Consider the following 12,937-nt stretch of genomic DNA (forward strand, 5'->3'; position numbering starts at 1 on the left):
CACCTCGTTTCGTCCGCTGGTTCTTTAGCGTTGACTTCTGGGACCCGCCGCCGTCTCAATACGACTCGACGTCGAGATCATCGATCCGTTCGAAGTGATCGACGTTTCTCGTCAGCACTGGTTCCTCGTTGACGAGCGCCGTTGCACCGATGATCGTGTCTCCGAGCCCGATCGCCCGCCCGTCCGCAGCGAGCCGGCCGTCGATTCGGCCGGCTTTCTTCATCACCGCGCTGTCGGCCGGATACGTCTGCTTCGTCTCGAGGACGGATTCGATGCGTCGCCGCCGCTCACCGGGATCGACCACTCGCTCGAGACTGTGAAAGAGTTCGAACTCGGAGACCGCCGAAAGACGAAGCGGAACGCGCTGGTCTTCGAGGTCGGCGACCGTTCGTTTCGCCCGGTCGGCGTCCCGCATCAGATCGATCAGAACGTCGGTGTCGACGATCACGAGTCCAGTCGATCGGCGAGTCGGTCGAGTTCGTCTCGCGATCGCTCGTCCCGATCGCGAATCGCGTCGCGCATCTCCCGGGCTTCCTCGTCGGAAAGGATTCCGGCGAGGTCGAGGAGCGACCGCTCGCCGGCGATTCGCTCGACGGTATCGGAGAACGACTCTCCGGCCTTTTTTCGGCGTTTGAGCCGTTGATATGCCTCCTCGGTAAGTCGAACGTTTCGGTACTCGGTTTCGCCCATGTATACTGGTGTGTGCAGAACGCGCTTAATCCTTGCCCCGCTCGATGTAATACCAGCCCCCATGATCCCGACCGGTTGCCCCGAATCTCGATGCGTTTCAGTCGCGAAGGTGGCCACAACCGTGCATATTTCCGCTCGAGGAAAGAGCAACGCTTACAGGTTCGTGCGTTCCGCTATCGACCATGCGAGAGAACGTGCTGCTGATCGGGGGCGGCGGCCGCGAACACGCCATCGCCCGCGCGCTCGAGGACAGCGAGGCCGACCTCTACGCCTGTGCCGGCAACAAGAACCCCGGCATCGCCCGGATCGCCGTCGGGTTCGAAACGCTCGAGACGACCGATCCCGATGCCGTCGTCGAGTACGCCGAGGAGATCGACGCGACCATCGCCGTTATCGGCCCGGAAGCGCCCCTCGAGGCCGGCGTCGCGGACGCGCTCGAGGCCGCGGGCGTCTACCCGTTCGGGCCGAAGGAGGCCGACGCCCGGATCGAGACGGACAAGGCCTTCCAGCGGCGGTTCATGGCGGAGAACGACATCCCCGGCTGTCCCGATTTCGAGACGTTCGACGACATGGACGCGGCGTGTGACTACATCGACGAGTACGACGGCGACCTGGCGATCAAGCCCGCCGGACTGACCGGGGGAAAGGGCGTCAAGGTCATCGGCGATCAGGTCACCGCCGAGGAGGGCAAGGAGTACGTCCGCGAGTCGGACTACGACCGGATCGTCTTAGAGGAGCGGCTGATCGGCGAGGAATTCACGATCCAGGCGTTCGTCGCCAACGGCGAGTTCCGGACCGCGCCCGCGGTGCAGGACCACAAACGCGCCTACGAGGGCGACGAGGGGCCCAACACCGGCGGCATGGGCAGCTACTCCGACGCGACGCCGGAGCTCCCCTTCATGACCGCCGAGGAGTACGACGAGGCCGTCGAGATCATCGCGGCCACCGTCGACGCCCTCGAGGACTACCGCGGAATCCTCTACGGCCAGTTCATGCTGACCGAGACCGGCCCCCGCGTCGTCGAGTTCAACGCCCGCTTCGGCGACCCCGAGGCGATGAACACGCTCCCGGTGCTCGAGACGGACTTCCTCGACGTGCTCACCGCGGCACGGAACGGCGAGGCACCGCCGGAACTCGAGTTCGCCCCGCAGGCGACGGTCTGTAAGTACGCCGTCCCCGACGGCTACCCGACCGCTCCCGAAGCGGGTACGAAAGTGCAGGTCGACGAGGAGAGCGTGGCGCGGTCGGTCCGCGCCACGGAAAGCTCGAGCGGCGATGAGCCGCGAGAGAGCGCCGGGGACGCGCTGCTGTATTACGCCAGCGTGGACGAGCGCGACGACGGGATCTACACCACCACCTCGCGGTCGTTCGCCGTCGTCGGCGTCGCCGACTCGATCGCCGAAGCCGAGGAGATCGCCGAGGACGCGCTCGCAGTCGCCGGCGAGGACGGACTCCGGATCCGTCACGACATCGGGAAAGCCGACCTCGTCCAGCAGCGGATCGACCACATGAACGAACTCCGCGGCGAGTAGCGATTGGCCCGTCTGGACGGAAATAGACTACTCGAACGGATCCGCTGCCATCGTAACCGAGTGATTCCGCCGGCCCGTTGGAGCCGCGATGACCGTATCGGTCAGGGCGATCGATTCGTCTCACCGGCGATGAAGTCGTGATCGTCGGCCGCGTCAGTTTCGTCACCGATATCGACGGGATCGAGTTCGGAAAACGTACCGTCCCGTTGCGTCACGACTTCGACGGCGAGCGTCCCGTCTTCGGTGACGCGCCAGCGGATTTTGTCCCCGGGTTCGATATCGAGTTCGCGTCGGACCGCTGCCGGAACCGTGACGGAATAGCTGTCGTTTATCGGCGGTTCCTCCTCGAGCCGATGCGGCATACTCGACCCTACGTGATTCGTTTGGAAATGACTTGCCTCCTGATTTCTCGGTGGTGCAACGCGGCTTCCGAAAACCGAACCGACTACCTGCCGGATCTCAGGACGCGGCCTCGTCGATCGCCTCGAGCAACAGCCCTACCCCTAGCTCGATCTCGCGTTCGGTCACGTCGAGCGGGGGCAGCAATCGCAGCGTCTTGTAGCCACAGCCCAGCGTCAGCAGTCCCCGCCGGAACGCCGCCTCGAGGACCGCGTCCCGCCGATCCTGCGTCTCGAACTCGACGCCGAGCATCAGTCCGCGGCCTCGAACCTCGACCGCGCCGGGTGCGTCGCCGTCCTCGATGGCGTCCTCGAGTCGCCGTCGCAACTGCGCGCCGCGCTCGCGGGCGTTCGCGAGCAGGTCGTTCGCGTGAATCGCGTCGATCGTCAGGACACCCCGCATCGCGGCGAGGAGATCGCCCGCGCCCCACGTCGAGGAGAGTCGCCCCCGTTCGGCGGGGAAGACGTCCGAGCGCGACACCGTCGCGCCGACGCGCAGACCCTTCCCGCTCGTGATGACGTCGGGCGTGAGATCGAGGTGGTCGACGGCCCACGATTCCCCCGTGCGGCCCACGCCGGACTGGATCTCGTCGGCGACGACCCGGAGGTCGTACCGCTCGCGCAGCGCCTCGAGGTCGCGGGCGAACTCGGGGTGGGCGACCCGGTAGCCGCCCTCGCCCTGAATCGGCTCGAGGATGAGGAAGGCGACCTCGTCGGGGTCGACGACGCCGCGTTCGGGGTGGAGGGCGTCGGCGACGACGTTGCCGCCGGGGCCGTCGGTCAGCCAGCGGCGCTGGTAGGCCTCGTCGGTCGCGGGGTAGGGGACGCTGACGACGCCCGGAACCTCGGGGAAGCCGCGTCGGTGGACGGCCTTCGAGCGGTTGAGCGAGAGCGCGCCGAGCGTGCGGCCGTGGAAGGCCCCCTCGAATGTGAACGCGCGGTGCCCGCCCGCGGCGTAGCAGCTCTTGACGGCGTTCTCGACGGCCTCCGCGCCGGAGTTAGAGAGGAAGACCCGGTCCATGTCGTAGTGATCCGTCATCGCGACCAACCGGTCCATCAGCTGGGTCGGGCCGGGGAAGTCGGGGTCATCTGGCGGCCCGCCGCCACTGACGTAGAAGTCCTGTCCCGCGATCTTGCCCGGATCGACGGGGCCGAAATCGCGGAGCCGCTCCCGGATCGTCGGATTGTTGTAGCCGAGCGGCGCGGCGGCGACGTGGCTCGTGAAATCGAGCAAGACGTTGCCGTCGACGTCGGTACAGAAGGGGCCGATCGCCTCGCCGCTGGCGTCCCAGACGAACTCGTAGACGTACGTACTCGGGGCGGCGAACCGGTGGTGGTAGTCGACCCACTCGCGGGCCCGCTGGCCGGGGAGGTCATCGACCGTGGGCTCGACCGTATCGCGGTCCATACGATGTGTTAGCACGCCCGATCCAAATAGCCGCCGCTCGGTCTCAGTTCAGACGACGAGCAGGACGGACGCGAGCGCCCCACCGACGAGCAGCACGGTGCTGTAGGCCGCGACCCGGTTTCGGAACCCGTCGTTCGTCGACGCGGCCGCCAGCAGCGCCTTGACGACGATGCTCGAGACGGTCGCGAGCAGGACGGCGATCGTCGCCTCCGCGGGTCCGAGCTGGCCGCCGCGGTAGAGGACGACCGCCGAGGTGGTCGCGCCGGCGCTCGAGACGAAGCCGCTGGCGACGGCCGTCGCGTAGAAGCCGAGCGTCCCGAACCAGGTCTCGGCCAGCGACCCGAAGACGAGGACGACGAGAAAGACCGCGCCGAACCCGAGAGCGTTTTTCAGCGAGAAGGGGCTCTCGAGTTCCATCGGTCCGGACTCGCTCCAGTCGGCGGTCGCGGCCGCGACGGCGAACGCGAGGAGGATGACGGTCCCCAGCGGGACGATCGCCTCGAGGAGGATACCGGCCTCGCCGCCGGCGGTAAAGCCGACCGCGATCGCGAGGTTGCGGGCAGCCATCGCGGCGTTGGCCAGCAGGATCGCGGCGACGGCGTAGGAGGCCGCCTCGGGGCGCTGGTCGACGTGATCGAGCATCGTCCCGACGACGGCCGTCGAGGAGGCCAGCCCGCCGAAGAAGCCGGTGATCGCGATGCCGCGGCCGCCGTAGGTCGAGACGATCGCGTAGTTGGCGATGCCGATCCCCGCGACGGCGACGACCATCAGCCAGATGACCTGGGGCTCGAGCGGGATGGTGATACCGGCGATCTCGGGCTCGTAGGTCGCCGGGAGAAGCGGATAGATGACGAACGCGAGGATGGCAAATTCGGTCGTCGAGCGCATCTCCTCGCGGGAGAGCCCCCACGCGAACTCGTGGAGTTCCCGCTTCAACACCAGCAACAGCGACGAGAGGACCGCGACGGTGACTCCCTCGAGGATGAACCCGGCCGAGACTAACACGCCGACGCCGTAGGCGACGAGCATCGACACCGAGGTCGTCAGCGAGAGGCCGGTTTCCGCTTCCTCGCCTTCCATGAGCCCCTGCACGGCCAGCAAGACCCCCTGGACGATCACCAGCAATCCGCCCAGCAGGAGCAGGCTCTCGCCGAAGCCGGCCTCGCGGACCAGCACGGTAAAGACCGCCCCGAGCAGACTGATCAGGGAGAACGTCCGGATGCCGGCGGCCTTCTGTGACCACTCCCGCTCGAGGCCGAGGAACATCCCCAGCGCGCCGGCCAGCGCGAGGCGGACGACCGTCTCCTCGAGCGGCGCGTCGGCGAGTTGTAACGGGACCGTGTTCACTCCCGACCGTTCACCGTGGTGGCATATAAGGGGCCCGCCGACCTCGACGACGGCTCGGTGGCGGTTCGATGCGCGGCCGTCCGGAACGGACAGTGCGACGCCGACCCGGTTCGGTGAGCGCGCTACAGGTCGACGTACTGGGACTCCCAGTCACGACGCGCCTCGAGTTCGCGGCGGCCGCGCCGTGTGAGCGTATAGAAGTTCGTTCGGCGGTCGCGCCGGCCCTTCTCGACGAGTCCCTTGTCGACGAGGGTATCGAGGTTCGGGTAGAGGCGGCCGTGGTGGATTTCCTTTTCGTAGTACTGCTCGAGTTCCTCTTTGATCGCCAGTCCGTGTGGCTCCTCCTCGCCAGCGATGACGTAGAGCAGGTCACGCTGAAATCCTGTCAGGTCGTACATTGGGGAAGTACCAATCGCATTTACTGTCGAATTTTAATAAGGCTATCGGGTTGTTTCGATCGAAAGAGTCGTATTACCAGTGAGCAGTGTCGTTTCGAACGATCGGGATCCATAATGCCGGTGACGCATCGTCCGACAGACCACACATAACGAGTGGTTCATGTTTACAGTACAGCTATTATATTTCCGTACAATTATACTGCCGAGAACGGTGCCCGAGCAGTCGTTTTTCGGCAAACGAGCGACTGACCAGTCGTAGCCGAATCGAAGAGTCAGGACTAGAACATTCGTATCGAAACAGGAAAGCAGATCGCGTGACGGGAAAAGTGTCACGCGATCGCTTGCCGCCCTGAATTGGTCCCCGCTGACGCTTCGGCCCTCCAAGCGAAGCGTCACGTGGAAGATTCAGTTGCGCCTACTTAAATGTAACGACATGGCTCGGCCGCGGCGCGACCGGATCGATCGAGAGGCTGGCCCGGCCGCGATCAGATGTGTTCCTCCTCGAGGACCCAGCCGATCGCGCGCTTGTAGTAGGTAAACATCTCCTCGACGCCGTCGTGGCGCATCTCGTCGCTCTCGAGGTGTTCCTTGAGGAACTCGTACTGCTCGCGGATTTCTTCTTCGTCGCGCATACCAGTCACTACCGACCGAGAGGCCAAAAAGGTCGGTACGTGATCGGTTCGGTCGCTCGAGCGATGGTGTCGAGTTCGATGCAGCGCGAGCCGTTTCGGGACGGAACGGCCGCTTTCCCGTGAAACGATCGCGGATCGGTGGGAAACGGGGCCGGTCCCCCGCGGGGATCGGAGACGGGACGGACGACGCGGCTACGTGTCGTCGCTCTCGTTTTCGGTCGCGTTCTCGCTCTCGTTGTCCGTGCCGCCGTCGCCAGCCTCGGCGTCGCCGAACGCGAGGGTGACTTCCTCGTCGTCGCCGTCGATCTCGACGTCGTCCTCCGTCTCCTCGCCCTCGTTCTCGGCGGTGACGGTGTACTCGCCGTCCTCGAGGTCCTCGAACTCGACCTCGCCGTCACCGTCGGTCTCGTCCTCCATCGGGAACTCCTCGCCCGCCCCGCCGGTGGTCGTCTCGTTGTCCGTCCCGTCGTCCTCGGTTTCGTTGTCCGACTCGTTTTCCAGTCCGCCGTCTTCGGTTTCGTTATCCGACTCGTTACCGATCGTATCGTCCGTCTCGTTGTCCGACTCGTTGCCGGTTCCTCCGTCTTCGCCGTCCATCTCGCCCGTACCGGCCTGCTCGAGGGTGACGGTCGCGCCCTCGACCGGGCCGTCGTCGTCCTCGACCGTGACCGTCAGGGTATACGTTCCGTCCTCGTCGGCGCCCGTCTCGTCGTCGGTGTCGTTCGTCTCGTCGTCGGACTCGTTGTCGTCGCCGGGGCCGCTGTTTGCACAGCCGGCCAGCGCGACAACGCCTGCGGTTCCGCTTGCGGTCACGAACGTCCGTCGGGTCAGTCGTCGATGGGACATATCCGTTCGTTGGACGGTCCCGTTGGTCTGGGTATGGCCTGCACCTGCTATCCGTTAATAACCTATTGAACGACACCCGAGGACCGATGACTGTCATCGCTTTCGGAACGCAACATTCCCTTGGGACGAAACGAACGCGGGGCGGCCTACCGCCTGCCCGACGGCACCGGACCGACAGCGGTGGCTCGAGCGCGCTGCACGCGCGAATCGGGTCCGGTGGGCCTTTTGCGGTCCCGACCCTACGACGACGTATGAAGATCCGGGGCGAGCGCGAGTGCAAGGAGTGTGGGACCCGCTGGTCGTACTACGAGACGGGCAGCGTCGGCTGTCCGGCCTGCGGGAGCCTCCGGAGCGTCGGCGTCGACGAGCGGACCGAACACACGGACCTGCGCGTCGAGTTCGATCTGACGCCGGTTCGAAACGCCATCGACGAGGCCGACGCCGACGACCTCGCGGAGCGGGCCGGCGATCGCTGTCGGGAGTACGTCCGCCGCCGCGGGTTCGTCAACGCCGGCACCCTCCGGAACCTCGACGACACCTACCTCGGGGCCAGCGAGTTGCTCCACGTCGCCGACATCGTCGGCCGGACGACCCGCCTCGAGGACCGCGAGGAACTGTACTTCCTCGCTCTGCTGCGCGATGCCGATCAGGGCGAGCGGCCGCCCGTCGCGGACGTCCCGCCGACGCTGCGGGCGGCCCGCGGGCTCGCCTACGCCAACGCCGTCCGGGAGTACCGGCGCGATGTCCGCACCTGGGCCGAGGACCGCGACCTGACCGCCGGCGAACGGCGGGCCCTCGAGACGCTGGGCGAACACGTCAAGCGGATCCGGATGCTCGACGGCGACGTCGAACCCCGAACCGCCGAACGACTCGTCGAGGCGACGCGCGACCTTGCAAACGGGCTCCGCGGCGACGAGTTCGCCTTCGCGCAGGCCCAGGAGCGACTGGACGCCCTCGAGTGACGCGGGTCGAACTCAGAGCGGGTCGCCGGACCCATTCGGGTACCGTCGACGGGCGCGTTGGGGGCCGGAACGAATGGCGGCCGGCAACAACCGCCGGTCCGAATCTTTTCATTCTTATAGGATCCATCAATTATTGCCAGGCGAACGCAGCGAACGCCCTCGCCCGAACTCGCTCTCCCGGTGTCGGCCGCCGATTCGAACCGGCGGACGGGCCGGAGCCGACCCACCGAGACAGGCTTGGAACGCGCTCGAGCCGCCCCCTCCGCGTTGGCTACCGGACCCCGTCACCTGCTGCGGCGCTCGAGCGGCCGGAGCGAACGGTCGTGGCCGTTCGCTGCAATCGACTATGTCACACGGATCACCAGAGGAGCAGACGGATTCGAACGGCAGTCGTATCGACAGTGAGCAGGCGACGGGCGACGGACCGTCACCGTACGTCCCCGCCGGACGGAGCGTCGCTGAACTCACGGTCAAGGCGGTCCTGATCGGGCTCGCGCTCAACGTGGTGATGCTGACCGCGAACATGTACCTCGGGATGCGCTCGGGGATGACGATCAGCGCCTCCATCCCGGCGGCGGTCATCAGTATGGGCGTGTTCTACGGGATTCGCCGGATCGGCGTCGGCGGGACGATTCTCGAGAACAACATCGTCCAGACGATGACCTCCGCCGGCGAAGCCTTGGCGGCCGGCATCATCTTCACGATCGCCGGCGTCACGTTCCTCGATCAGCCGATCAATATCGTCAACACCGCGGTCGTGGCGATACTCGGCGGTCTGCTCGGGGTCCTCTTTATGATCCCGATGCGTCGGTATCTCATCGTCGACAAACACGAGGAACTCCCCTATCCGGAGGGGACCGCGTGCGCCGACGTCCTCGAAGCCGGCTCGCGCGGCGACGAGGGCGTGAAGCTCATCTCCGTCGGGTTCCTCGCGAGTTTCGTCTACATGTGGCTGGCCAACGGGATGGCCGCGTTCCGGACGACGATCCAGACGGCGTTCTCCGCGGGCGAGACCGACGGGTTCGCGATCGGCGGCGACTTCACGCCGGCGCTGATCGGCGTCGGCTACATCATCGGCCCCCGGATCGCCGGCTACGTCTTCGGCGGCGGACTGATCGCCTGGATGATGCTGATTCCGCTCTTGATCACGGGCGGGTTCGTCCCGGAGTCGGCCGCCGACGCGGCACTGATGGCGCAGGCGAACGCGGTCTGGGACGAGTACATCCGCTACGTCGGCGCGGGGGCGATGATCGTCGGCGGGTTCTACGCGGTCGTCTCGATGCGGGGGACGATCGCCGACGCGCTCGGCACCGCCGCGGCGGAGATCCGCGACTCGGGATCGGGCGCGACCGCGGACCGCAAACGGACCCAGCGGGACCTGCCGATGAAGGTCGTCGTGGTCGGCGCGATCCTGATCGCGCTCGCGTTGGTCGCGGTCCCGCAGGTCCAGGTCGGCCTGCTCGGCGGGTTCATCGCGGTGATCGCCGCGTTCCTCTTCGTCGCCGTCTCGGCCTATCTCGTCGGGGTCGTCGGGAGTTCCTCGAACCCCGTCTCGGGGATGGCCGTCGCGACGATCCTGATCGCCGCGCTGGCACTGCGCTCGACCGGTGTCACCGACCCCGTCGTCGTGCTGGTGACCGCGTCGGTCGTGGCCATCGCCGCGGCGGTCGCGGGCGACACCTCACAGGACCTCAAGACGGGCTACCTCCTCGGTGCGACGCCCCGGAACCAACAGCTCGCACAGGTGATCGGCATCGCCGTCTCGGCGCTGTTCGCCGGGTGGGTCCTGTCCTTCTTCGATCAGGCCTACGGGATCGGGAGCGAGACCATTCCCGCGCCGCAGGCCGGGATGATGGCGCTGATCTCCGAGGGCGTCCTCACGGGCACCGCCCAGTGGGGAATGATCCTCATCGGCGCCGTCTTCGCGATCGTCCTGATCCTGATGAACGTCCCCGTCCTGCCGTTCGCGGTCGGGATCTACCTCCCGATCACGCTCGCGACGCCGATCTTCCTCGGCGGCCTGCTCCGGGCCGGGATCGACCGCTACGTCGCGCGACGCGACGACGAGGACGGCACGCTCGCCGAGCACGCGACCTCGAGGGGCCGGATCGTCGCGGCCGGGCTGATCACCGGCGAGGCGATCATGGGGATCGTCATCGGCGCGCTCTACATCACCGGTACCGGAAACGCCGACGGCGCGCCGTTCCCGCTCGGCCTCGGCGGCGAGACGCAGTCGATCCTCGGCGTCGTCGCGCTCGTCGCGCTCGTCGGACTCTTCACCGCGAGCGTCCTCTGGAACGCGCCCGACACCGAGGCGACCGACCAGTGATCGAGTCGAAAACGGTGCCCGGGAACGCCATCGCATGACCGAACACGGCCCGACCGCGGTTCCGAGACGCGACGCCGAGGACTGGGAGGTAGCGACCGTCGACGGCGAGCCGCGGGTCACGATCCGCTGGACGAAGCGGCCGCGCAACCGGCTCGATCGGTTCCTCTTCGACCTCTTCGGGACCGATCGGGAGCGGGAACTCGAGCTCGATCACGTCGGGACGACCGTGTGGCGACACTGCGACGGCGATCACACCGTCGCGGAGATCGCCGAACGCGTCGCGGCGTCCCACGACGCCGCCCGGGTCGATCCCGTCGACGAGACGCTCGCGCACTTCCTCATGCAACTCGAGGAGCGGGACCTCGTCCGGTTCGAAGCGAGCGAAACGTCCGGGGAGTGAGTCACGCCTGACTCGACGGGGTCGTCGACCGGGAGCGAAAAACTGTCGGCGAGTCGATCCGGACTGCGTTCAGGGAAGGTCGACGTCGACGCCTTCCTGCAGACCGGCGGCCTTGACGGTGTTGTACAGCAGCATGGCGCGGGTCATCGGCCCGACGCCGCCGGGGACAGGGGTAATCGCGCTGGCTTTCTCCTTGGCGCTCTCGAACTCGACGTCGCCGACGAGTTCGTACCCCTTCTCCGTATCGGCGTCGACGCGGTTGACGCCGACGTCGATGACGACCGTGCCGTCCTCGAGCATCGAGCCGTCGACGAGTTCGGGGACGCCGGCGGCCGCGACGACGATGTCGGCGCTGCGGGTCTTTTCGGCAAGGTCGTCGGTCCGGGAGTGACAGACCGTCACCGTCGCGTTGCCGTCCTCGGCCTTCTGGATCAGCAGGTTCGCGAGCGGCTTCCCGACGATGTCCGAGCGGCCGACGATGGTCACGTCCTTCCCCTCGGTGTCGACCCCGGCGGACTCGAGCAGTTTCTGTACCCCGTGGGGCGTGCAGGGACGGAACCGGGCGTCGCCGGCGACGAGTCGGCCGACGTTCTCGGGGTGGAAGCCGTCGACGTCCTTCGCGGGATCGACCCGGCGGATGACCTCGCGGTAGTCGACGTGGTCCGGGACGGGGGCCTGGACGATGTAGCCGTGGATGTCGTCGTTTGCGTTGAGGTCGGCGATGGTGTCGAACAATTCCTCGGGCGGGGCGTCGCCATCGACGTCGACGTGGTGGCTCTCGATGCCGACCTCCTCGCAGTCGCGCTGTTTCATGTTCACGTAAGTCTGGCTCGCGGGGTCGTCGCCCATGAGGACCGTCGCCAGCCCTGGCCGCGCGCCCGCGTCCGCCAGCCGTTCGATCGCGTCGGTCAGCTCGTCTCGGATCTCGCTCGCGACGGCGTTGCCGTCGATGCTCTCGGTCATTACTCGAGTGGGCGGCCGCGAGGCTCATTAATCCCCGGATTCGTGCCTAGAACGGGCACAGAAAAGGTCGGAATATACACGTTCGTGGTCAGCCCTCAGAACCGCTCGTCGAGGAACGACCGGATCGCGTCGTTGGCCGCCTCGGCTCTCTCGAGGTTCGAGGTGTGGCCCGCCTCCGGGATCAGTTCCATCTCGGCGTCGGGCAACTCCTCGAGCATCGGCTCCGCTCGGGACGGGTCGATCGAGGGGTCCTCCTCGCCGTGGACGATCAGGACCGGCACGTCGATCTCCGAGAGGCGGTCGGTCACGTCCGGCCGGTCGAGCCACGAGTGCAACTCGTGATAGACCGCCGCGCCGGGATAAGTCGCCCAGCGGTCGACCCAGGTCTCGACCAGTTCGGGTTTTTCCTCGCGGGTCGTCTCGCCGAAGAGATATCCCGTCACTCCGTCGGCCAGTTCGCGCGGGGTCGCCTCGCGGGATCTCTCCAGCGGCTCGACGAGGTCGCCGTAGACCTCCTGCTCTTCAGCCGTGTGCGGTGCTGCCATCGAATCGATCAAGACCAGCCCGTCGACGCGCTCGGGGTACTCGAGGGCGAAACGCAGCCCCATGAACCCGCCCATCGACATGCCGGCGACGACGGCGCTGTCCTCGCCGATCCCGTCGAGCAGTGCGTCACAGTCGTCGGCCAGATCCCACAGGTCGTAGCCCGGTGCGTACCAGTCGGTCCGAGCCCGGAGATCGTAGGCGACCGCCCGGTACTCGTCTCGCAGCGCCTCGAGCTGGGGCGCGAACATCGTCCGGTCCATCAACGTCCCGTGGGCGAAGACGACCGGTCGACCCTCACCGACGTCGGTGGTCACCGCGTCGGTTCTGGTGCGGTACATCGCCGTCGCCGTTTCGTCACTCATGCTACCTACCCACATTGGTACGTGACAAAAGGTATTCGGTCCGAACCGATCCCGCTCGAAACGGATGGCTGCCGACGACGTGGTGTCTAGCACGACGCGATCGCGGACGTCGACGGCCTTCAAG

Annotated in this window: 14 protein-coding genes; 4 read left to right on the plus strand and 10 right to left on the minus strand. The window is 66.8% G+C overall.

Annotated elements, in window-relative coordinates; translation table 11 throughout:
- Positions 1–55 precede the first annotated feature (55 nt).
- Positions 56–448, minus strand: coding sequence for a PIN domain-containing protein (locus tag A6E15_RS09735; protein ID WP_076145852.1), 393 nt, complete (start codon positions 446–448; stop codon positions 56–58).
- Positions 445–690 (minus strand): antitoxin VapB family protein, encoded by a 246-nt coding sequence (locus tag A6E15_RS09740; protein ID WP_076145854.1) that lies wholly within the window; start codon positions 688–690, stop codon positions 445–447. Before A6E15_RS09740 ends, A6E15_RS09735 begins: the two co-directional genes overlap by 4 nt.
- A 182-nt stretch (positions 691–872) precedes the next feature.
- Between A6E15_RS09740 and purD the strand changes: the two genes are divergently transcribed.
- A complete protein-coding gene (purD, locus tag A6E15_RS09745) occupies positions 873–2,222 on the plus strand; it encodes a phosphoribosylamine--glycine ligase (protein WP_076145855.1) in 1,350 nt (449 codons plus the stop codon).
- A 101-nt stretch (positions 2,223–2,323) separates the two neighbouring features.
- Here the strand turns inward: purD and A6E15_RS09750 are convergent, their stop codons facing one another.
- The 6 genes from A6E15_RS09750 to A6E15_RS09770 all read right to left on the minus strand — a co-directional run bounded on the left by A6E15_RS09750 (position 2,324) and on the right by A6E15_RS09770 (position 7,251).
- Positions 2,324–2,584 (minus strand): AbrB/MazE/SpoVT family DNA-binding domain-containing protein, encoded by a 261-nt coding sequence (locus tag A6E15_RS09750; protein WP_076145857.1) that lies wholly within the window; start codon positions 2,582–2,584, stop codon positions 2,324–2,326.
- A gap of 97 nt (positions 2,585–2,681) precedes the next feature.
- A complete protein-coding gene (locus A6E15_RS09755; protein ID WP_076145858.1) occupies positions 2,682–4,028 on the minus strand; it encodes an aminotransferase class III-fold pyridoxal phosphate-dependent enzyme in 1,347 nt (448 codons plus the stop codon).
- 48 nt (positions 4,029–4,076) lie between these two features.
- Positions 4,077–5,375 carry an MgtC/SapB family protein gene (locus tag A6E15_RS09760; protein WP_076145860.1) on the minus strand — a complete coding sequence of 433 codons (1,299 nt, stop codon included), beginning with the start codon at positions 5,373–5,375 and terminating at the stop codon, positions 4,077–4,079.
- Positions 5,376–5,497: 122 nt separating this feature from the next.
- Positions 5,498–5,773, minus strand: coding sequence for a PadR family transcriptional regulator (locus tag A6E15_RS09765; RefSeq protein ID WP_006181693.1), 276 nt, complete (start codon positions 5,771–5,773; stop codon positions 5,498–5,500).
- A gap of 485 nt (positions 5,774–6,258) precedes the next feature.
- A complete protein-coding gene (locus tag A6E15_RS20915; RefSeq protein ID WP_007142875.1) occupies positions 6,259–6,405 on the minus strand; it encodes a hypothetical protein in 147 nt (48 codons plus the stop codon).
- Positions 6,406–6,597: 192 nt separating this feature from the next.
- Positions 6,598–7,251: a hypothetical protein gene (locus tag A6E15_RS09770; RefSeq protein WP_076145862.1), complete on the minus strand. Its 654-nt coding sequence runs from the start codon at positions 7,249–7,251 to the stop codon at positions 6,598–6,600.
- Positions 7,252–7,502: 251 nt separating this feature from the next.
- Between A6E15_RS09770 and A6E15_RS09775 the strand changes: the two genes are divergently transcribed.
- The 3 genes from A6E15_RS09775 to A6E15_RS09785 all read left to right on the plus strand — a co-directional run bounded on the left by A6E15_RS09775 (position 7,503) and on the right by A6E15_RS09785 (position 10,942).
- On the plus strand, positions 7,503–8,213 hold the full coding sequence (locus A6E15_RS09775; protein WP_076145863.1) for a DUF7117 family protein: 711 nt from the start codon (positions 7,503–7,505) through the stop codon (positions 8,211–8,213).
- Positions 8,214–8,559: 346 nt separating this feature from the next.
- Complete coding sequence (locus A6E15_RS09780) at positions 8,560–10,542, plus strand: OPT family oligopeptide transporter (protein WP_076145865.1); 1,983 nt, start codon at positions 8,560–8,562, stop codon at positions 10,540–10,542.
- A 34-nt stretch (positions 10,543–10,576) separates the two neighbouring features.
- Positions 10,577–10,942: a PqqD family protein gene (locus tag A6E15_RS09785; protein ID WP_076145867.1), complete on the plus strand. Its 366-nt coding sequence runs from the start codon at positions 10,577–10,579 to the stop codon at positions 10,940–10,942.
- Positions 10,943–11,011: 69 nt separating this feature from the next.
- On the opposite strand, the gene A6E15_RS09790 is transcribed toward A6E15_RS09785, so the two are convergent.
- Positions 11,012–11,905 carry a bifunctional methylenetetrahydrofolate dehydrogenase/methenyltetrahydrofolate cyclohydrolase gene (locus tag A6E15_RS09790; protein WP_076145868.1) on the minus strand — a complete coding sequence of 298 codons (894 nt, stop codon included), beginning with the start codon at positions 11,903–11,905 and terminating at the stop codon, positions 11,012–11,014.
- Positions 11,906–12,000: 95 nt separating this feature from the next.
- Positions 12,001–12,813, minus strand: coding sequence for an alpha/beta fold hydrolase (locus tag A6E15_RS09795; protein ID WP_076145870.1), 813 nt, complete (start codon positions 12,811–12,813; stop codon positions 12,001–12,003).
- Positions 12,814–12,937: the final 124 nt, after the last annotated feature.

The organism is Natrinema saccharevitans, from assembly GCF_001953745.1.
Lineage (GTDB): Archaea > Halobacteriota > Halobacteria > Halobacteriales > Natrialbaceae > Natrinema > Natrinema saccharevitans.

What these genes read in the sequence shown, in the direction of transcription:
- A6E15_RS09740 (WP_076145854.1), bottom strand. Translation starts at nt 690, where the DNA reads ATGGGCGAAACCGAGTACCGAAACGTTCGACTTACCGAGGAGGCATAT.
- purD (WP_076145855.1), top strand. Translation starts at nt 873, where the DNA reads ATGCGAGAGAACGTGCTGCTGATCGGGGGCGGCGGCCGCGAACACGCC.
- A6E15_RS09750 (WP_076145857.1), bottom strand. Translation starts at nt 2,584, where the DNA reads ATGCCGCATCGGCTCGAGGAGGAACCGCCGATAAACGACAGCTATTCC.
- A6E15_RS09755 (WP_076145858.1), bottom strand. Translation starts at nt 4,028, where the DNA reads ATGGACCGCGATACGGTCGAGCCCACGGTCGATGACCTCCCCGGCCAG.
- A6E15_RS09765 (WP_006181693.1), bottom strand. Translation starts at nt 5,773, where the DNA reads ATGTACGACCTGACAGGATTTCAGCGTGACCTGCTCTACGTCATCGCT.
- A6E15_RS20915 (WP_007142875.1), bottom strand. Translation starts at nt 6,405, where the DNA reads ATGCGCGACGAAGAAGAAATCCGCGAGCAGTACGAGTTCCTCAAGGAA.
- A6E15_RS09770 (WP_076145862.1), bottom strand. Translation starts at nt 7,251, where the DNA reads ATGTCCCATCGACGACTGACCCGACGGACGTTCGTGACCGCAAGCGGA.
- A6E15_RS09775 (WP_076145863.1), top strand. Translation starts at nt 7,503, where the DNA reads ATGAAGATCCGGGGCGAGCGCGAGTGCAAGGAGTGTGGGACCCGCTGG.
- A6E15_RS09780 (WP_076145865.1), top strand. Translation starts at nt 8,560, where the DNA reads ATGTCACACGGATCACCAGAGGAGCAGACGGATTCGAACGGCAGTCGT.
- A6E15_RS09785 (WP_076145867.1), top strand. Translation starts at nt 10,577, where the DNA reads ATGACCGAACACGGCCCGACCGCGGTTCCGAGACGCGACGCCGAGGAC.
- A6E15_RS09790 (WP_076145868.1), bottom strand. Translation starts at nt 11,905, where the DNA reads ATGACCGAGAGCATCGACGGCAACGCCGTCGCGAGCGAGATCCGAGAC.
- A6E15_RS09795 (WP_076145870.1), bottom strand. Translation starts at nt 12,813, where the DNA reads ATGAGTGACGAAACGGCGACGGCGATGTACCGCACCAGAACCGACGCG.